The organism is Escherichia sp. WS3063, assembly GCF_046486595.1.
GTDB classification, from domain to species: domain Bacteria; phylum Pseudomonadota; class Gammaproteobacteria; order Enterobacterales; family Enterobacteriaceae; genus Escherichia; species Escherichia coli.
Map to the genome: position 1 here is coordinate 43,763 of NZ_JBJQKY010000011.1, position 18,204 is coordinate 61,966.

Annotated in this window: 16 protein-coding genes; 5 read left to right on the forward strand and 11 right to left on the reverse strand. The window is 50.9% G+C overall.

Annotated features, from left to right (window positions below; translation table 11 throughout):
- The first annotated feature begins 125 nt into the window (after positions 1–125).
- Positions 126–1,076, forward strand: a complete 951-nt coding sequence (gene uspE, locus ACJHYW_RS12895) for a universal stress protein UspE (RefSeq protein ID WP_001262123.1) — start codon at positions 126–128, stop codon at positions 1,074–1,076.
- Positions 1,077–1,125: 49 nt separating this feature from the next.
- On the opposite strand, the gene ACJHYW_RS12900 is transcribed toward uspE, so the two are convergent.
- Complete coding sequence (locus tag ACJHYW_RS12900) at positions 1,126–1,383, reverse strand: DUF2534 family protein (protein ID WP_000605090.1); 258 nt, start codon at positions 1,381–1,383, stop codon at positions 1,126–1,128.
- Between the two features lie 243 nt (positions 1,384–1,626).
- Between ACJHYW_RS12900 and ynaI the strand changes: the two genes are divergently transcribed.
- Positions 1,627–2,658: a low conductance mechanosensitive channel YnaI gene (gene ynaI / locus ACJHYW_RS12905; protein WP_000559889.1), complete on the forward strand. Its 1,032-nt coding sequence runs from the start codon at positions 1,627–1,629 to the stop codon at positions 2,656–2,658.
- Between the two features lie 50 nt (positions 2,659–2,708).
- On the opposite strand, the gene mppA is transcribed toward ynaI, so the two are convergent.
- A complete protein-coding gene (gene mppA / locus ACJHYW_RS12910) occupies positions 2,709–4,322 on the reverse strand; it encodes a murein tripeptide ABC transporter substrate-binding protein MppA (RefSeq protein ID WP_000683029.1) in 1,614 nt (537 codons plus the stop codon).
- 182 nt (positions 4,323–4,504) lie between these two features.
- Here mppA and mpaA point away from each other — a divergent pair, with 182 nt between their 5' ends.
- Complete coding sequence (gene mpaA, locus ACJHYW_RS12915; RefSeq protein ID WP_001327891.1) at positions 4,505–5,233, forward strand: murein tripeptide amidase MpaA; 729 nt, start codon at positions 4,505–4,507, stop codon at positions 5,231–5,233.
- Here mpaA and ycjG read toward each other — a convergent pair.
- Positions 5,208–6,173: an L-Ala-D/L-Glu epimerase gene (gene ycjG / locus ACJHYW_RS12920; protein ID WP_001361834.1), complete on the reverse strand. Its 966-nt coding sequence runs from the start codon at positions 6,171–6,173 to the stop codon at positions 5,208–5,210. The two genes, mpaA and ycjG, sit on opposite strands and share 26 nt — an antisense overlap.
- Positions 6,174–6,291: 118 nt before the next feature.
- Between ycjG and tpx the strand changes: the two genes are divergently transcribed.
- A complete protein-coding gene (tpx, locus tag ACJHYW_RS12925; RefSeq protein WP_000084387.1) occupies positions 6,292–6,798 on the forward strand; it encodes a thiol peroxidase in 507 nt (168 codons plus the stop codon).
- Between the two features lie 43 nt (positions 6,799–6,841).
- Here tpx and tyrR read toward each other — a convergent pair whose 3' ends face one another.
- The 3 genes from tyrR to ACJHYW_RS12940 form a co-directional block, all read right to left on the reverse strand.
- Positions 6,842–8,383, reverse strand: coding sequence for a transcriptional regulator TyrR (tyrR, locus tag ACJHYW_RS12930; RefSeq protein ID WP_001296041.1), 1,542 nt, complete (start codon positions 8,381–8,383; stop codon positions 6,842–6,844).
- A gap of 147 nt (positions 8,384–8,530) precedes the next feature.
- Positions 8,531–9,592 carry a YcjF family protein gene (locus ACJHYW_RS12935; protein WP_000138717.1) on the reverse strand — a complete coding sequence of 354 codons (1,062 nt, stop codon included), beginning with the start codon at positions 9,590–9,592 and terminating at the stop codon, positions 8,531–8,533.
- Entirely contained in the window at positions 9,589–10,986 is a 1,398-nt protein-coding gene (locus ACJHYW_RS12940) for a YcjX family protein (RefSeq protein ID WP_000825768.1), read from the reverse strand. Before ACJHYW_RS12940 ends, ACJHYW_RS12935 begins: the two co-directional genes overlap by 4 nt.
- A gap of 143 nt (positions 10,987–11,129) precedes the next feature.
- Here ACJHYW_RS12940 and ACJHYW_RS12945 point away from each other — a divergent pair, with 143 nt between their 5' ends.
- Positions 11,130–12,128, forward strand: coding sequence for a LacI family DNA-binding transcriptional regulator (locus ACJHYW_RS12945; RefSeq protein WP_000075366.1), 999 nt, complete (start codon positions 11,130–11,132; stop codon positions 12,126–12,128).
- A 50-nt stretch (positions 12,129–12,178) separates the two neighbouring features.
- On the opposite strand, the gene ompG is transcribed toward ACJHYW_RS12945, so the two are convergent.
- Genes ompG through ACJHYW_RS12970 form a run of 5 tightly spaced genes read right to left on the reverse strand, consistent with a single transcriptional unit; the run spans position 12,179 to position 18,200 of the window.
- Positions 12,179–13,084, reverse strand: a complete 906-nt coding sequence (gene ompG / locus ACJHYW_RS12950; RefSeq protein ID WP_280740079.1) for a monomeric porin OmpG — start codon at positions 13,082–13,084, stop codon at positions 12,179–12,181.
- Positions 13,085–13,128: 44 nt separating this feature from the next.
- Positions 13,129–14,211 carry an ABC transporter ATP-binding protein gene (locus ACJHYW_RS12955; RefSeq protein WP_000068002.1) on the reverse strand — a complete coding sequence of 361 codons (1,083 nt, stop codon included), beginning with the start codon at positions 14,209–14,211 and terminating at the stop codon, positions 13,129–13,131.
- 13 nt (positions 14,212–14,224) lie between these two features.
- On the reverse strand, positions 14,225–14,884 hold the full coding sequence (pgmB, locus tag ACJHYW_RS12960; RefSeq protein ID WP_000775777.1) for a beta-phosphoglucomutase: 660 nt from the start codon (positions 14,882–14,884) through the stop codon (positions 14,225–14,227).
- Complete coding sequence (locus ACJHYW_RS12965; protein WP_000198068.1) at positions 14,881–17,148, reverse strand: glycoside hydrolase family 65 protein; 2,268 nt, start codon at positions 17,146–17,148, stop codon at positions 14,881–14,883. Before ACJHYW_RS12965 ends, pgmB begins: the two co-directional genes overlap by 4 nt.
- Positions 17,145–18,200, reverse strand: coding sequence for a Gfo/Idh/MocA family protein (locus tag ACJHYW_RS12970; RefSeq protein ID WP_000833579.1), 1,056 nt, complete (start codon positions 18,198–18,200; stop codon positions 17,145–17,147). The genes ACJHYW_RS12965 and ACJHYW_RS12970 overlap by 4 nt, the downstream gene beginning before the upstream one ends.
- Between the last annotated feature and the right edge of the window lie 4 nt (positions 18,201–18,204).

An 18,204-nucleotide genomic window follows, 5' to 3' on the forward strand; every position in this document is an offset into this window, starting at 1 on the left:
TGTCATATCATTAAATTTTTCTGATTTATTGATCTGACAGAAGGTTCATCACTGTTTCATTCACCAGATATGGGTTAATCTTTTAATTACAAACTGCGTTGACAGTTGTTGTAAGGAGACCCTGTATGGCTATGTATCAGAACATGCTCGTTGTTATCGATCCTAACCAGGACGACCAACCAGCATTGCGGCGAGCTGTTTATTTACATCAACGGATTGGTGGCAAAATTAAAGCCTTTTTGCCGATCTATGACTTCTCATACGAAATGACCACCCTGCTCTCTCCGGACGAACGTACCGCTATGCGTCAGGGCGTCATCAGCCAGCGTACAGCCTGGATCCACGAGCAGGCAAAATATTATCTCAATGCTGGCGTTCCCATTGAAATTAAAGTGGTCTGGCATAACCGTCCTTTCGAAGCCATCATTCAGGAAGTGATCAGCGGCGGGCACGATTTGGTGCTAAAAATGGCGCACCAACATGACCGTCTGGAAGCGGTGATTTTTACGCCAACGGACTGGCATCTGTTACGCAAATGCCCAAGCCCGGTGTGGATGGTGAAAGACCAGCCGTGGCCGGAAGGGGGTAAGGCGCTGGTGGCGGTGAATCTCGCCAGTGAAGAACCGTACCATAATGCGCTCAATGAAAAACTGGTCAAAGAGACGATCGAACTGGCGGAACAAGTCAACCATACCGAAGTTCATCTGGTTGGCGCTTATCCGGTAACGCCAATTAATATCGCGATTGAACTGCCGGAATTTGATCCGAGCGTTTATAACGATGCCATTCGTGGGCAACATTTGCTGGCAATGAAAGCCCTGCGGCAGAAATTCGGCATTAATGAAAACATGACGCACGTAGAAAAAGGTCTGCCCGAAGAGGTGATTCCTGATTTGGCGGAGCACTTACAGGCGGGGATTGTGGTTCTGGGCACGGTCGGACGCACCGGTATTTCAGCAGCATTCCTTGGCAACACGGCGGAACAGGTGATTGATCATCTTCGCTGCGACCTGCTGGTCATTAAACCTGACCAGTATCAGACACCCGTTGAACTGGATGACGAAGAAGACGATTAACGACTCTTCAATAACTGACAAGGCCCGAGTTATCGGGCCTATTTTTTACTTACTGCTCTTCGCCGCCAAGGAAATAAATTCCCAACGGGATTGCCAGCAACACAGTAAAGACCAGGCTATAAACAAAAATCATCGATGACTGAATCACATACATTGATGTCGTCCACTCAGACAGCGGAATATTGTACTGTTCTATAACGCCGCCGATGGTCGCGCGAGTCACAACCGACGCCGCAATAATGAAAACCGCCAACAAACCAAAGAGAAATTTCTTCCCTTTCGCTGACTTCAGTTTCGCCATAATCATGATGTAATCCTTGTGCAGACAAATTTCTTGTTACCTAAACGTAACAATACCATGACATTTCACCGTTGTCTGCTCTGAAAACCTCACCTCTTAGCTGGATTTACAATCAACGCATTGATTAGTTAGCTAATGTTGCTACTTCCTTCCCTGACTATTGATGATCTGAATGAATTGTCGCGGTAAAATAGCCCCGCCAGGGGTTTCCGGCATGACGACAATTATCTGGAGGAGCCTGATAAAACAATGATCGCTGAACTGTTTACAAATAATGCGCTTAATCTGGTCATTATTTTCGGTAGCTGCGCAGCATTGATTCTGATGAGCTTTTGGTTTCGCCGTGGAAATCGTAAAAGAAAAGGATTTTTATTCCATGCGGTGCAATTTTTAATCTACACCATAATTATTAGTGCTGTTGGTAGCATCATTAACTATGTTATAGAAAACTATAAACTCAAATTTATCACCCCAGGCGTTATCGATTTTATCTGTACGTCCCTGATTGCGGTTATTCTGACGATTAAGCTATTTCTGCTGATTAATCAGTTTGAAAAACAGCAGATTAAAAAAGGTCGCGATATCACCAGTGCGCGGATCATGTCGCGCATTATCAAAATCACCATTATTGTGGTGCTTGTTCTGCTTTATGGCGAACATTTCGGCATGAGCCTTTCTGGCTTGTTGACCTTTGGTGGTATTGGTGGTCTGGCTGTCGGTATGGCCGGTAAAGATATTTTGAGTAACTTCTTTTCCGGGATTATGCTCTATTTCGACCGTCCTTTCAGTATTGGCGACTGGATCCGTTCACCGGACAGAAATATCGAAGGTACAGTAGCGGAAATTGGCTGGCGAATTACCAAAATTAAGACCTTTGATAATCGTCCATTGTACGTACCGAACTCGCTGTTTTCGTCGATCAGCGTAGAAAATCCTGGACGAATGACCAACCGGCGCATTACCACGACCATTGGTTTACGTTATGAGGATGCGGCAAAAGTGGGCGTTATTGTCGAAGCCGTACGTGAGATGCTGAAAAATCACCCGGCCATCGACCAGCGACAAACCTTACTGGTTTATTTCAACCAGTTTGCTGACTCTTCATTGAATATTATGGTTTATTGCTTTACCAAAACCACGGTATGGGCTGAATGGCTTGCTGCACAGCAAGACGTTTATTTGAAGATTATCGATATTGTACAGTCACACGGTGCGGACTTTGCCTTCCCCAGTCAGACGCTGTATATGGATAACATTACACCGCCGGACCAGGGTCGCTAAATCAGACATCACTGGCGTTATCCACAAGGGTAACGCCAGTTCCCATCACATCAATGCTTCACAATATACATAGTCCGACTGTACGCCACATCTTCAGGGTTATTAATGGGATAACCTTTCAGCCACGGCTTGATTAATCGTCCATTGGTATATTGATAAATTGGTGCAATCGGTGCTTGCTCCATGAGGATTTTTTCTGCCGCGTTGTAATCGGCATTACGCGCTTTAACGGTATTTTCCGTCGATGCCTGGGCCAGAACTTTGTCATATGCCGGATTGTTAAAGCGTGAAATATTCCCGGAATGCGTTGACGTTAATAATGTCAGGAAAGTGGAGGGTTCATTATAATCACCTACCCACGAGGCGCGGATAACATCAAAATTGCCGGTGTTACGGCTATCGATATAGGTTTTCCATTCCTGGTTTTGCAATTTAACATCTACACCCAGGTTCTTTTTCCACATCGATGCTACAGCAATCGCAATTTTTTGATGGTTTTCTGAAGTGTTATACAAAAGCGTCAACTTCAGCGGTTTTTGCGGACCATAACCAGCTGCGCTCAACAAAGTTTTTGCCTGCGCATTCAGTTCTTCCTGACTCATTTGTTCAAACGGCGAAGGTTCCGGCGTAAATCCTGCAGTAACATCTGGTGTAAAATGCCACGCTGGCTTTTCACCCGTCCCTAACACTTTTTCGGTCATCAGGCGGCGATCTATCGTCATACTTAATGCCAGACGAACTCGCTGATCTGCCGTCGGCCCTTTTTGCGTGTTAAACGCATAATAATAGGTCCCGAGCTGCGGCGGCGTATAAACCTGCCCCGGAATATCCTTCAACAGCTTCTGATACATATTTTTCGGGAAGGATTCGGTGATATCAATATCCCCCGCGAGATAACGCTTAGTGGCTGCGGATTCCTGATTAATTGGCAGGAAGGTCACTTTTTGCAGCACCGTTTTGGCGTTATCCCAATAATGGGTATTAGGTACCACGACCAGTTTTTCATTGACTACGCGCTCTTTAAGAACATAAGCGCCATTACCGATCAGATTTCCGGGTTTCGTCCACTCTTTACTGCTTTCTACGTTGGCTTTTTGCACCGGGAAGAAGGCAAAGTTAGCGGTTAAATTCACAAACCACGGCAACGGTTTATCAAGCTGGATTTTCAAAGTATGGGCATCAACTGCGGTGACGCCAAGCTGGTCAGGCGTGGCTTTACCATCAATAATCGCCTGTGCGTTGTTGATTCCCGCCAGCGCGGCAAACCATGCAAATGGCGACAATGTTTTTGGGTCCACCAGACGTTGCCAGCTGTAGACAAAATCTTGCGCCGTTACCGGAGTGCCATCCGCCCATTTTGCGTTATCGCGCAGGGTAAATGTCCAGATACGGTTGTCATTACTTTTCCACTGAGTCGCAACGCCGGGGACAATCTCCCCTTTTTCGTTCTGATTCACCAGTCCTTCAAACAGATCGCGAATGACCTGAATCTCTGGCAGGCCCACGGCTTTAGCGGGATCCAGCGACGCAGGCTCATCTTTAATGTGGCGCACCAGCTCCTGCTTCTCTGCCAGTACTGTGCCGCTCGGAACTTCAGCAGCATACGAAAGAGAAATGCTGCTGACCAACAGCGCACAACACGTGACTGAAACAGAGTGCTTCATAAGTTTCCCTCTAACCGACATTAAAATTGATGCGTAATTATTTGTTTCGCCTTAAAGAAATGCAAACAACTTCCGGCAAAAAAGTGATACAAGATCGATAACATAGCGTTGAAGAAAAGGATTTGATAATCCGCAAAATTTGCACAACACTGCCTGTAATACTTCCTGAACCAGAGACGATCATGACCGTAACTCGCCCACGCGCCGAACGCGGCGCATTTCCGCCCGGTACAGAACATTACGGACGTTCATTATTGGGCGCGCCTTTGATCTGGTTTCCGGCCCCAGCCGCCAGTCACGAAAGTGGTTTGATTCTGGCTGGCACCCACGGTGATGAAAACTCTTCGGTCGTGACCCTCTCCTGTGCTCTGCGGACATTGACACCTTCTTTGCGCCGCCATCATGTGGTGCTGTGTGTGAATCCTGACGGCTGCCAGTTAGGGTTACGGGCCAATGCTAATGGCGTGGATTTAAATAGAAACTTTCCGGCAGCAAACTGGAAGGAAGGTGAAACGGTTTATCGCTGGAACAGCGCCGCTGAAGAACGTGATGTCGTTTTACTGACAGGTGACAAACCTGGCTCCGAACCTGAAACTCAGGCGCTGTGCCAGCTTATACACCGCATTCAACCTGCCTGGGTGGTCTCATTCCACGATCCGCTGGCCTGTATTGAAGATCCCAGACACAGCGAATTAGGTGAATGGCTGGCCCAGGCGTTTGAATTGCCTCTGGTAACCAGCGTCGGTTATGAAACGCCTGGCTCTTTCGGCAGTTGGTGTGCAGATCTCAACTTGCATTGCATCACCGCAGAGTTTCCACCCATCTCCTCCGACGAAGCCAGCGAAAAATATCTCTTTGCGATGGCAAACTTGCTGCGCTGGCATCCTAAAGATGCAATTCGCCCGTCGTGAACTGAAGCGCCGGTTCCACATCTACCGCCAGCCAGGTCGGTCCGTCAAGATCGGCGAAACTGACCTGCGGCACCAGCGGTAAAGCGGCGCTAATGGCCCGAGAGGTACACAACATGCAGCCCAGCATCAGACGAAAACCTTGTGCACGCGCTTCAGTCGCCAGCGCCAGCGCTTCCGTCAGACCACCGGTTTTATCAAGCTTAATGTTAACCATATCATAGCGCCCTTTCAGCGCCTTCAGATTGCTACGAGTATGACAACTTTCATCAGCACAAATCGGTAACGGATGAATAAAATTCTCCAGCGCCGCATCGTCCTGCGCAGAAAGCGGTTGTTCAAGCATCGCAACGCCTAAATCTGCCAATAGCTGGCAACGCGCCGCCAACCCTTCTGCACGCCAGGATTCATTTGCATCAACGATCAGCGTCGCATCGGGCACAGCTGTGCGAATTGCCACCATCCGCTCACTGATAAGATGGTTATCCAGCTTCACTTTCAGTAATTTCGCGCCTGCCTGCCAGAGTGTTGATGCACTATTGGCCATCTGATCAGGCGTACCGATGACTATCGTCTGTGCCGTGGTGACTGTCTCGGAAAGCGTTATGCCGATCAAATCAGCCAGCGATTGCTGCTGTTTTCGCGCCGCCAGATCCCACAATGCACAATCCAGCGCATTACGTGCTGCGCCGGCAGGGAGGATTTTTTGTAACTCCTCCCGTGTCAGCCCTTTCTCTAATTGCGGCACGACGCTCATAATTTGCGCCATTACCGAGGCATCACTTTCGCCATAGCGCGGATAAGGCGTACATTCGCCCGTACCTTTGACGCCATCTTCTTCCAGTTCAACCACCACCACGCGCGCTTCACTGCGACTTCCCCGGGCAATCACAAACGGGGTATGTAAGGGCCAGGCCTCCTCAAATACCTTAACGGTTCTCATCTTTACTCCTTGTTGTCGCGGTGGTCTGCGGATTAAGCGCAAATAGCGTTTGCTGTGTTATTGACAGTTAGCATAAACTAGGTGTGACGTTAACTATATGTAAACAGGAAAGATAATCATGTCACAAACCGTTCATTTCCAGGGCAACCCGGTTACAGTCGCCAATTCCATCCCGCAGGCGGGTAGCAAAGCGCAGACTTTTACTCTCGTGGCAAAAGATCTGTCTGACGTCACCCTCGGTCAGTTTGCGGGTAAACGCAAAGTGCTGAACATTTTCCCGAGTATTGATACCGGTGTTTGCGCCGCATCAGTACGTAAGTTTAACCAACTGGCAACCGAGATCGACAACACCGTTGTGCTGTGTATCTCTGCCGATCTGCCATTCGCCCAGTCTCGTTTCTGCGGCGCAGAAGGTCTGAACAACGTTATCACCCTCTCCACTTTCCGTAACGCTGAATTCCTGCAAGCCTACGGTGTGGCAATTGCTGATGGCCCACTGAAAGGTCTGGCAGCGCGTGCCGTTGTGGTTATTGATGAAAATGACAATGTGATTTTCAGCCAGCTGGTGGATGAAATCACCACCGAGCCGGATTACGAAGCAGCTCTGGCTGTACTGAAAGCATAAGTTAATATGCCTGATGGTGTTGCACCATCAGGCATATTCGCGCTTACTCTTCGTTCTTCTTCTGACTCAGACCGTATTCCCGCAACTTATTGGCAATCGCGGTATGCGAAACGCCGAGACGTTTTGCCAGTTTGCGCGTGCTGGGATAATTGCGATAAAGCTGAGTTAATACCGAGCGTTCAAAACGGCTGGTAATTTCGTCCAGCGAACCTTCCATCGCATCTTCGCCCACGGCTACCGTTGCGGCGTCATAATCCGGCAACAAAATATCCTGAGGACGCAGCTCATAGCCGTCCAGTTGTGTCAGTGCGCGATAGATAGCGTTCTTTAACTGCCGCACATTTCCCGGCCACGCATAACGCGTAAGTACAGTATTCAGATCAGCGGCCAGTTTCGGACGCGGCACGCCCTGCTCGTCGGCAAAGCGGGCGACGAACAGCTCGGTTAACGGCATGATGTCCTGCGGACAGTCACGTAGCGGCGGCAGATTGAGCGTCAACACGTTCAGACGATAATAGAGATCTTCACGGAACACGCCTTTTTGCACCAGTTCGACCAGATTCTTCTGCGTAGCACAAATCACCCGCACATCGACATGCACCTCATGGTCTTCGCCAACCCGACGGAAGGTGCCATCATTAAGGAAACGCAGTAATTTCGCCTGCATCCGTGGTGACATCTCACCTATTTCATCCAACAGCACCGAACCACCGTTCGCCTGCTCAAAGAACCCTTTCTTCCCTTCCGGAGCATGACCAAACAGTTCACTCTCGACCGCATCTTCCGGTATAGACGCACAGTTCAGCGCCAGGTAAGGTTTGCTCGCTCTGGGGCTTGCCTGATGACAGGCATACGCAAAGAGATCTTTTCCGGTGCCGGTATCACCCGTAATCAGCAGCGGCGCGCTTAGCATCGCCAGTTTCTGCGCCTGTTCGACAACATGCTTCATTTTCGGGCTGACAGCGACAATTTGACTGAAGGCGCTGACGTCCTGGGCGGCGACATTTTGCAACTGACGGCCCATACGAATCGTTGATCGCAACATCACCACCGCACCTGTCAGGACGTGTTGATCATTTTCATCCTGAAGATAAACAGGCGTAATCTCCATCAGGAAGTTCTGCCCATTAATAACGACATGCTCGTTATGGGAATCTTGCGGTTCGCTTTCCAGCCAGCGTAAAAAATTAAAGCCGTTAATCAATTGCGCGGCGGTATGGTTGCGCAGGCGATCCAATTTTTGCCCAAAAAGCTGACAGCTCGCCGGGTTCGCCATATCCACTTTGCTTTTCATATCGACAGAGAGCACTGGTTCAGGCAACGCCTCCAGTAACGCGCTCAACGCCAGATGCTCACGTTCGGAAGGCATCCACGGGACAGTACGCACATCGGTAACACCTGCAATACGGCGTATTTCGGCCATCAGACTGCTGAAACTCTCAAACTCCAGTTCAGCAAAATTGAGGTAGATTCGCCCAATGGGATCAATCTCAATACCGCGTAAATCAATGCCTCTTAGCACGAGTAGATCGAGTAATTCGCGGGTCAGACCGAGTCGGTCTTCACAAAAGACTTCCAGACGCATGGGAACCTTCACCTGAAAAAAGAACAATTAATATGATGATATGACACTATTTGAATAGCAGGAAGGTTTCTGTCAACAATCATTGACACAAAGACGGAAAAACGGGCACTTCGGCGTAAAGATATCCGGTCAGCACCCGATATTGCATTATTTTTCGCTGGGCGTTTTGCCTTTTTGCAGAGTTTCTTTCACCTGACCGATAAGCTGACGACGGAAATCCCCGAGGCGTGGCTTGTCATCGTCAATCCACGGCAGCGGGCGGCAAAGCTCCATAGCTTTAATCCCCAGTCGTGCCGTCAGAAGTCCTGCACCAATCCCCTGAGCTGCGCGGGTAGACAAACGAGCAGCGAGATCTTGCGACATCCAGTCCATCCCCACTTCGCGCACCAGTTCGCTGGCTCCGGCGAAAGCGATATTCAGCAATACCAGCTTGAACAGGCGCAAACGGCTGTAATACCCCAGTTCAATGCCATACAGCGTGGCGATGCGATTAATCAAACGCAGATTGCGCCAGGCGATAAATGCCATATCCACCAGCGCCAGCGGGCTGACCGCAATCATCAATGTTGATTCCGCTGCCGAACGGCTGATTTCACGCCGCGCCTGGGCATCTAAAACTGGCTGGACCAAATGCGCATACAAACTGACCACTTCACGGTCGTTTTGCGTTTCATGGATTGAGGCATACCAGCGTTGCAGAGCCGGATGTGACTGATCGATGCCCGCCTGCTGCGCCAGTTTTTCGCAAAATGCGCGGCCTTTGCCGGTGCCATGGCTGTGCAATAAATCACGCGCTTCGTCGCGTTCATGGGCGCGCTGTCGCAAGCGCCATAAGCGCCGCCACTCTGTTACCACAGAACCTACGCCAGCGCCGATAATCAATGCCCCTGCGGCACATCCACCCAGCGCTACCCAGTCCTGGGTTTGCCAGGCATTCATTGTCCACTGTACCCCCTGCCCGACAACGCTTGCGCCAAACAGAGCCAGCCCGCCCATCACCATTTTGCGCCACAGGCTGCGTTTAGGACGTAACGCTGCATCCATTACCGCTTCAACTTGCCCCTCTTCTTCAGGCGCTTCGTCGAGCGTGGCCGGGGCAAAATTTTGTGCCTGATTTTCGTCAAAGGTTTGCTGAGCCCTGAATTTTGGATTCTGATCGACCTCCAGTGGACCGTCGAAATCAATACGTGGTTTTAACGGTTCGGTCATCGCAATTTATCTCCTATTAAAAATTCCAGCGCAGCATCAAGGCGAATATGCGGTAGCGGTTTGTCGACATCCATCACCTGCGGACGAAACGCCTCAAACTGGAAGCCTTGCTTATCCCAGAACGCCTGACCAGGCAAACGTGCGGGAACTTCGCCAGGATAAACAGTGAGCGGTGCGCCATCACTGAGTCGATTACCGCGCAGCGCCGGGATTTTCTCACCGTTAACATCAATAATGCCGCTAGTGGTCGCCTGAACTGACGCCAGCCCCAGGCAGTCCATGCTGATCCCTTCGAACGCCGCATTTTGCCAGGCATCCTGAATCAGTTGTTGCAGTAATGAAACCATATTGGCGTGCTGATCGATGGTCACATGGTCTGCTTTAGTGGCAGCAAACAATAGCTTATCGATAACCGGTGAAAACAAACGCCGGAACAGGGTTCGCTGCCCGTAGTGGAAACTTTGCATCAGCTGCGTCAGCGCCAGACGCATATCATTAAATGCCTGTGGCCCACTGTTGAGAGGTTGCAGGCAATCCACCAGCACAATCTGGCGGTCAAAGCGCAGAAAATGATTCTTATAGAACCCCTTCACCACTTTCTCGCAGTAATAATTAAACCGCTCGCGCAGCATTCCGGCATTGGTATGCTTATCGGCCTGCGCCAGTTTGGACTCGCCCCAGGCATCGACATCCGGCCACGGGAAGAATTGCAGCGCGGGTGCTCCTGCCATATCTCCCGGCAAGACAAAGCGCCCAGGCTGAATAAAGTGCAACCCCTGCTGTTTGCAGTGGTGGAGATACTCGGTCCAGGCGGCGGCAATGTCTGCAAGACGGTTTTCGTCGGCAGGTGCTAACGGATCCAGCCCTTCACACATCATTCGCCATTTTGCCGACCATTCGCCGCGCTGACCATTGAGTAAGCCCGTCATCTGGCGCGACCAGCTTAAATAGTCCTGCGCCAACATCGGCAGATCGAGCAACCATTCGCCGGGATAATCCACAATCTCCAGATACAGCGTGGAGGTATCCTTAAAGTGGCGTAGCAGCGAATCGTTCGATTTAAAACGTAGCGCCAGGCGAATTTCGCTGACGCCGCGCGTTGGCGTTGGCCAGGCGGGTGGATCGCCATATAACTGCGCCAGCCCTTCATCATAGGTGAAGCGCGGAATGCCAAAGTCACGCTGGGGAATGCGTTTTACGCCCAGCAGCCGTTCTTCACGCACCGCGCTTAACAGCGGCAACCTTGCTCCGGCGTGAATATTGAGCAACTGATTGACCATCGCAGTGATAAACGCCGTTTTGCCGCTGCGGCTAAGTCCGGTTACGGCGAGGCGCAGATGTCTGTCGACACCCCGATTCACCAGCGCATTAAGTTCATTTTTAAGTCGCTTCATTGCTGTCCTGTGGACCAGAAAAAACCATCAGTAAGGATATGAATGTGGGGGCCAGGCCATTGATTATCAACTGCCCGTGTTGTCATCGACGGGCGAACTCCATAAGATGTGCAACATTCACGTTCGGACGGAGTTCCTGACCTATGTCCCCTACTATTTATGATATTGCCAGGGTTGCAGGCGTATCAAAATCCACCGTATCACGCGTGCTGAATAAGCAAACCAATATCTCCCCGGAAGCGCGCGAAAAAGTGTTACGGGCCATTGAAGAATTACAGTATCAACCAAACAAGCTGGCACGCGCGCTGACCTCTTCGGGTTTTGATGCCATTATGGTGATTTCTACCCGTTCGACCAAAACTACGGCGGGTAATCCGTTTTTCTCGGAAGTTTTACATGCCATCACCGCCAAAGCTGAAGAAGAAGGTTTCGACGTGATATTGCAGACGTCGCACAACCTGGCAGAAGACTTACAAAAATGCGAAAGCAAAATTAAGCAGAAAATGATTAAAGGCATTATTATGCTAAGTTCGCCTGCCGATGAATCCTTCTTTGCACAACTCGACAAATACGAGATCCCGGTGGTGGTGATCGGTAAAGTTGAAGGTCAATACAGCCATGTTTATTCCGTCGATACCGATAATTATGGCGACAGTATTGCGCTAACCGATGCGTTAATTGAAAGCGGGCATAAGAATATTGCATGCCTGCATGCGCCGCTTGATGTTCATGTTTCAGTGGATCGGGTAAATGGTTATAAGCAAAGCCTGGCTACGCATAATATTGCAGTGCGTGATGAATGGATTGTTGACGGCGGTTATACCCATGAGACAGCATTAAAAGCAGCACGGGAATTATTAAGCCAGTCACCGTTGCCTGAGGCAGTGTTTGCTACTGACAGCCTGAAATTAATGAGTATTTATCGTGCGGCGGCAGAGAAAAACATTGCTATTCCGCAGCAGTTAGCGGTGGTGGGTTATAGTAATGAAACGCTGTCGTTTATATTAACGCCTGCACCAGGCGGCATCGATGTTCCGACGCAGGAGTTAGGTCAACAAAGCTGCGAGTTATTATTCCAGCTAATTGCCGGAAAACCGTCACCACAAAATATTACCGTTGCCACGCATATGTCGTTGAAATAAATGTATGCCGGATTTGGCGCTCGCGCCGCATCCGGCAATTTAACCCATTATCAGAACGAGTAATTTACGCCGACACCTGCATAATGGAATTTATCGCTGTCGCCTTCGTCGTGATCCTGCCACTCAAACGCGTATTCCAGCGAAACGGAAAGACCATTCTGGAAATCATAACCGTAAAATAACCCCACACGGTTAAAATCATGGCCTTCACGTTCAATATCATCCTGCCAGTCCCAGTTACTCCAGCGATCCAGCCCAATGCGCGTATACGGCGTCACCGAGTGGTTGCCGAGCGTCAGCGGCAAATAGGCACGAATTTCTTGCGTGGAAAACTCACCGTTATTGCGGCTGTCGTCCATATTGAAGCCGCGCTCGAGATAATAGTTCACTCGCAAAACAACTGTTTCGTTGAAGGTATATTGCAGACCTGTTTCCGTTTCGACTCGGGTATCAGCGTAACCGGTCGTGTTCAGATCGTTGGCAAATTTATACATCGATAACCAACCGTTGAAACGTAAATCGTCAGTCAGTTTCACATCCCAGTCTGGCGCGATTTTCCAGCGCTGCATATTCGCCGTGTCTTTACCCGGTTCATCAACGTAGTGATAACCATAATTACGGAAACCGCCGGTCAGTCCGAAACTGAAATCATCGCTTTCGAGGAACTGATAATGCACCTCCAGCTCCGGGCGATCAAACCACGTTCCACGTTTACCCGCGCTATAATCTACCGGCCCTTCCTGATAATAGGCCAGAGAAATTCTCCACGGCCCGTTGGCGGCATTAAAATAGACAGAAGGCTCCGCGAGCCCATCCATATCTTCGCCATAACCCTCGACGTTTTCTATTTCGTACATCGCGCCGATATTAAAGTGCCAGTCGTTCTTTTCCTCGGCCTGTGCGCAAGCCATTCCCGCACACATCACCAGTGCGGTACAGGGTAATAACTTTTTCATTATTGTTCCTTGTATTATCCTGGGGGAATGCCTTCCCCCTGTATTTAGCGAATTGCTATTTCCGTTTCTGCATCAAAGAAATGACATTTAGTCATATCAAAATGAATAGTGATATTTTCTCCTGCATGATAATCATTTAACGCACCAGCACGGACCACTAACTCGTGCCCCCCAACCGTGGTGTAGAGCATAAATTCCGCACCGGTTAATTCTGCCACGCTAATTTTGGCGGAAATGTTATTTTCTTCTTGCGCGTCCGGATGAATATCTTCCGGGCGTATTCCCATCACGATGGGCTTATGCAAACTTTCCTGTGTTTTCAGAACCGCTAATTTCTCTTCGGGTATGGTTAATTTAAGCGTTTCCGTAACGAATTTATCGCCATCGATCGTGCCGCGAATAAAATTCATCGCAGGCGATCCAATAAATCCGGCAACAAACATATTCGCAGGTTGGTTATAAACCGTTTTCGGCGCACCGACCTGCTGAACAATCCCATCCTTCATAATCACAATCCGCGTCGCCATGGTCATCGCTTCGGTCTGATCGTGGGTCACGTAGATCATGGTGGTGTTCAGTTTCTGATGCAGCTTGCTGATCTCTGCGCGCATTTGTACGCGCAGCTTGGCATCAAGGTTAGAGAGCGGTTCATCCATTAAAAACACGCCCGCTTCGCGCACAATCGCCCGTCCGAGCGCCACACGCTGGCGTTGCCCGCCGGAAAGCACGCCCGGCTTGCGTTTCAGGTACTCTCGCAGGCCGAGAATTTGCGCCGCCCAGTTCACCCGCTCATCAATCACCTCTTTGGCGATTTTTTGCATCTTCAGGCCAAACGCCATGTTGTCGTAGACCGTCATATGCGGATACAGCGCGTAGTTCTGGAACACCATCGCAATATTGCGCGCTTTGGCTGGAACGTCATTCATTCGTTTGCCGTCGATCAACAGCTCACCGCCGCTGATCTCCTCAAGCCCGGCAATCATACGCAGGGTGGTCGATTTACCGCAGCCCGACGGACCGACAAACACGATGAACTCTTTATCGGCAATCTCCAGGTTGAAGTCCTTCACCACATGCACCTGGTTATCGTAGATCTTTTGAATATGTTGTAACGAAAGCTGTGCCATGTTGATTCCTTTACTATACGTTTTGCCAGAAGGCCGATAACCGCGGCCAGGTCAGGGAGTCCGTTGAGGGCAACAATAATTGCGCCCCGGTTAAGCCCGCGCCGATCCCCACCGAGCGCATACCGCTGGCGTTAATGGCTTCAATGCCCGCCTGCGCATCTTCAATGCCGATACATGCCTGTGGCGGCACGCCCAGCCCAGCACAGGCGGCGAGAAAGATTTCCGGGTCCGGTTTCGAATTTTTGAGTTGGGAAGCGTCCGCGCAGAAGGTGAAAAACTCGCGCAGCTCCAGCGCCGCTAAAATCGTCGGCGCATTCAGGGAGACAGAAGCCAGCCCAACCGGGATCTGCTGTGCACGGAGATCTGCCAGCAAATTGCGAATGCCGGGCAGCACAGCATTAACCGTCAGTTCGCGCAATGAATGGACGTAAAGCAGATTTTTGCGATACGCCAGTTGCGCCCGGTCCTGTGGGTTAAAATCGGCCTCTTTACCCCCGTGCTGCAGAATTCGCCGCAGGGACTCATCGCGGCTGATCCCTTTTAGGGATTCGTTAAACTGCGCATCAATGCTGATGCCAATTTCAGCGGCAATCTGCTGCCACGCCTGGAAATGCAGATGCGCGGTATCGGTGATTACACCATCCAGATCGAAAATTACCCCTTGCAGTTTCATTCACCCTCCTGATGCGTGGTAGCGGTCCCATTGAAGGGCAAAATAAAATCCCCTAAACAGAAAACAGATTCTTCAGAGACTGAAATAAGCTGACCGTTCAAACGCAGTGAAACGGGTGCAGAAGTCCGAATCGCAATGCGCTGCGCGTCAAGAGTGACCTGTAATTCGCAGCCCTGCCAGAACAGAGGGAAAGACAACTGTTGCCACTGCTCAGGTAACGCCGGATTGAGATGCAATTCACCGTCACGCACGCTCACCCCGGCAAAACCCTGAATCGCCCCCAGCCAGATAGCGCCAGTTGCGGCTGCGTGGATACCGTCATCACAGCTATGCGGATCAGCACCAAGATCGATTTCAGTCCCCTCCCGCCAGAACTGATAACTTTGCGCCAACAGGCCACAGCGTGCGGCAACAATGCCGTGGATCGCTTTACTCAGTGAAGAGTCGTGAATGGTGCGCGGTTCATAAAATTGCAGATTGGCAAGACACGATGCCGCTGAGTACTGCTCCGGCAGCATGTAATTGAGCATCACCACATCAGCTTGTTTGAGGATCTGCATCTCGTTCACTTCTGCGCGTGAATAATCCAGCAGAATGGTTTGCTTCCCCGCCGCCGCTTTGTATTTCGCCAGATTAATCGCTGGTTTCGCCATAAACGAATCATCCTGCGGCAAAACGCCGTCGGGCTGAATTTCTGGCAGCCGCAGTTCTTTAAGGAACATTTCGGCGCGATGGATAAACGCATCGTCGCTACAGCCAAACTGACGAGCGATATTCAGCGCCTGCTGGACGTTGTAATACGCCATATAGCTTGTGAAGGCGTTATTATTGACATGTTCGGTATATTCGTCTGGTCCAATAACATTGTGAATTTCCAGACGATCGTTTACCTGTACAGCGCGGCTAATCCAGAACTTTGCGCTTTCCAGAAGTAGCGCCATGCCTTCATGAGCAATGAAACTTTCATCCCCCGTGGTCTGCCAGTATTGAACAACCGCCCAGGCGATATCGGCGACCAGATGATGTTCCGCCTGCGCCGAGGCCACTTTTTGCCGCAGCCCGGTGCGAATGTTAATGGCGGCAAATTCCGGCGTCTCTTCTTCGCCGCTGCGCGCGCTTTCCCACGGAAATAGCGCGCCCTGCCAGCCGTTGCGTCGCGCTTTCTCCTGCGCGCCTGGCAAGTTGTGCCAGCGATAACGCAGTAAACTTCTGGCAATCGTCGGTTCGCTAAACAGATGGAACGGCAGTAAAAATACTTCCGTATCCCAGAAAACGTGGCCTTTGTAGCCTTCCCCGGTCAAACCTTTTGCCGCAATACTGCTGCGCTCGTCGTGAGCAGGCGTCATGATGCGTAGGTGATAAAGCGCATAATCTAACGCTTGCTGATCGTGCGCATCGCCACCGTTTACCGTGATACGACGTTTCTGCCACCATTGACGCCAGTTTTCTGTGGATGCTGCAAGAAGTTGGTCGTAACTCTGCTGTACACACATTTCAAGCTGACGAAGCGATGCACTACCCCACTCGTCTAAAGCGACGTGTCTGTCGTCCCGCCAGTCGATCCACACCCGTTTTTGCAGCGTCAGCGTTTTGCCCGCAGGTAGTTGTGCACTGGTATGTTGCAGCAAGCGGCGCTCTTTGGCGGTATAGCATTGCTGCACGTCACCGCTCACCTGGCAGCAACAGCTGATGGCCACATCACTGCGTCCATCCTGAGTGGTATAGATCCCCTGCATCAAATGCTGACCAAACACCCGCACCTGGGTTTCGTCGAGATGTTGTCGTCCGTGGTTGGTTTGCGTGGCGTCAATGCCTGTTGAAATCAGCACTGACGCGTCAGCGTCCAGCGGCGTAATGCTGATTTCCAGCGCCATCAGCGGCAGTTGTTCTGCCGAAACAAAGCGACGGCTGGCGATGGCATAACGTGCGCCGCTGGCTGAAGACCAGACGACATTGCGACGTAATTCTCCACTGGCGAAGTCAAGCTCGCGCTGCCACGTTTCGCGGGATAGCGCAAAAAGTTCACCATTCAAGGTAATCTCCATCCCTATGACGTCAGGCAGGTTCACCAGTTCGTTGATGTCATTTTTCCCCGCGCGATGATAAAGCCCCGCCAGATACATACCGCGTGTCTGGCGCGTATAATCTTCTTCATGGCTGGCGCGAAGCCCAAGATAGCCGTTCCCCTGCGCCATCAGCGAAGCATACTTGTTCAGGGTATGCTGGCTGAAATGGGGTTCCGTTAACGTTACTGGCCTGGTCATAATTCCACACGCGTCCCTGTTTCTGCGGATTGATACAACGCCGCCACCAGTTGCTGGATGATGTACCCCTGCTCGGCGTCGGCTATCATCACGGGCTTACCTTGTACGTGGTTGATAAAGGCTTCCATACTGCGCAGATGACGGTTGTCGTCTGCCATTTCCCGTTGCATCAGCGTCATTAACTCACCGTTGTTATCGGTGTAGATATGTGCTGGAAACAGCGTCGCCCCGGCTTTATCACCACAAAAGCTGACATTCATAATCGACTGTTCGCGGATGTTGAGTGCAAATGAGGTCTCAAGCCACAGAATGCCGCCGTTATGAAATTCAATGGTGCCAAACAGCGAATCTTCGACGCTGTAGGTTGCCGGGTCCCACTCGCCAAATTGACCGCAGCTCTTTTGTGTGCCGATCTTTTGAAAGCTATGCGCGGTCACGCTTTTCACCGCCGGAAAGCCCAGTACATACATCGCCGCATCCAGCATATGAATGCCGATGTCAATAAGCGGCCCGCCGCCCTGCAATTCTTTATTGGTAAAAACGCCCCAGCCGGGAACGCCGCAGCGACGCAGGGCGCGGGCGGTGGTAACGTAAATCTCTCCCAAAACGCCGTTGGTCACCTGTTCACGCAGCTGTTGCGTATCGAGTGCAAAACGATGGTGAAAGTCGTAGGCCAGCACCTTGCCCTGTTTGCGCGCGGTATCGCACATTTCCCGCGCCTGTTCTGGCGTCATGGCGGGCGGTTTTTCGCACATCACATGGCAGCCCGCTTCCAGCGCCATCAGGGTATGTTCGTAATGAAAACGGTTAGGTGAGCAGACGCTAACCACATCAGGTTTCACCGCCAGCAGCATGGCCTGCGGATCGTCCCACACGGATGCATTCCCGTATTTTTCTGCCAGCGCCTGCGCCTGGGAAAGGCGGCTGTCACAGACAGCCACCAGTTCCAGATCGTTGCGGGTGCAGTAGTACGAAGCATGAACTTTATCCGCCACCTGGCCCGCGCCTATGATCGCGACCCGCAGCGGAGAGCTTGTCATTGCACTTTTCACAAAG

What these genes read in the sequence shown, in the direction of transcription:
- uspE (WP_001262123.1), top strand. Translation starts at nt 126, where the DNA reads ATGGCTATGTATCAGAACATGCTCGTTGTTATCGATCCTAACCAGGAC.
- ACJHYW_RS12900 (WP_000605090.1), bottom strand. Translation starts at nt 1,383, where the DNA reads ATGATTATGGCGAAACTGAAGTCAGCGAAAGGGAAGAAATTTCTCTTT.
- ynaI (WP_000559889.1), top strand. Translation starts at nt 1,627, where the DNA reads ATGATCGCTGAACTGTTTACAAATAATGCGCTTAATCTGGTCATTATT.
- mppA (WP_000683029.1), bottom strand. Translation starts at nt 4,322, where the DNA reads ATGAAGCACTCTGTTTCAGTCACGTGTTGTGCGCTGTTGGTCAGCAGC.
- mpaA (WP_001327891.1), top strand. Translation starts at nt 4,505, where the DNA reads ATGACCGTAACTCGCCCACGCGCCGAACGCGGCGCATTTCCGCCCGGT.
- ycjG (WP_001361834.1), bottom strand. Translation starts at nt 6,173, where the DNA reads ATGAGAACCGTTAAGGTATTTGAGGAGGCCTGGCCCTTACATACCCCG.
- tpx (WP_000084387.1), top strand. Translation starts at nt 6,292, where the DNA reads ATGTCACAAACCGTTCATTTCCAGGGCAACCCGGTTACAGTCGCCAAT.
- tyrR (WP_001296041.1), bottom strand. Translation starts at nt 8,383, where the DNA reads ATGCGTCTGGAAGTCTTTTGTGAAGACCGACTCGGTCTGACCCGCGAA.
- ACJHYW_RS12935 (WP_000138717.1), bottom strand. Translation starts at nt 9,592, where the DNA reads ATGACCGAACCGTTAAAACCACGTATTGATTTCGACGGTCCACTGGAG.
- ACJHYW_RS12940 (WP_000825768.1), bottom strand. Translation starts at nt 10,986, where the DNA reads ATGAAGCGACTTAAAAATGAACTTAATGCGCTGGTGAATCGGGGTGTC.
- ACJHYW_RS12945 (WP_000075366.1), top strand. Translation starts at nt 11,130, where the DNA reads ATGTCCCCTACTATTTATGATATTGCCAGGGTTGCAGGCGTATCAAAA.
- ompG (WP_280740079.1), bottom strand. Translation starts at nt 13,084, where the DNA reads ATGAAAAAGTTATTACCCTGTACCGCACTGGTGATGTGTGCGGGAATG.
- ACJHYW_RS12955 (WP_000068002.1), bottom strand. Translation starts at nt 14,211, where the DNA reads ATGGCACAGCTTTCGTTACAACATATTCAAAAGATCTACGATAACCAG.
- pgmB (WP_000775777.1), bottom strand. Translation starts at nt 14,884, where the DNA reads ATGAAACTGCAAGGGGTAATTTTCGATCTGGATGGTGTAATCACCGAT.
- ACJHYW_RS12965 (WP_000198068.1), bottom strand. Translation starts at nt 17,148, where the DNA reads ATGACCAGGCCAGTAACGTTAACGGAACCCCATTTCAGCCAGCATACC.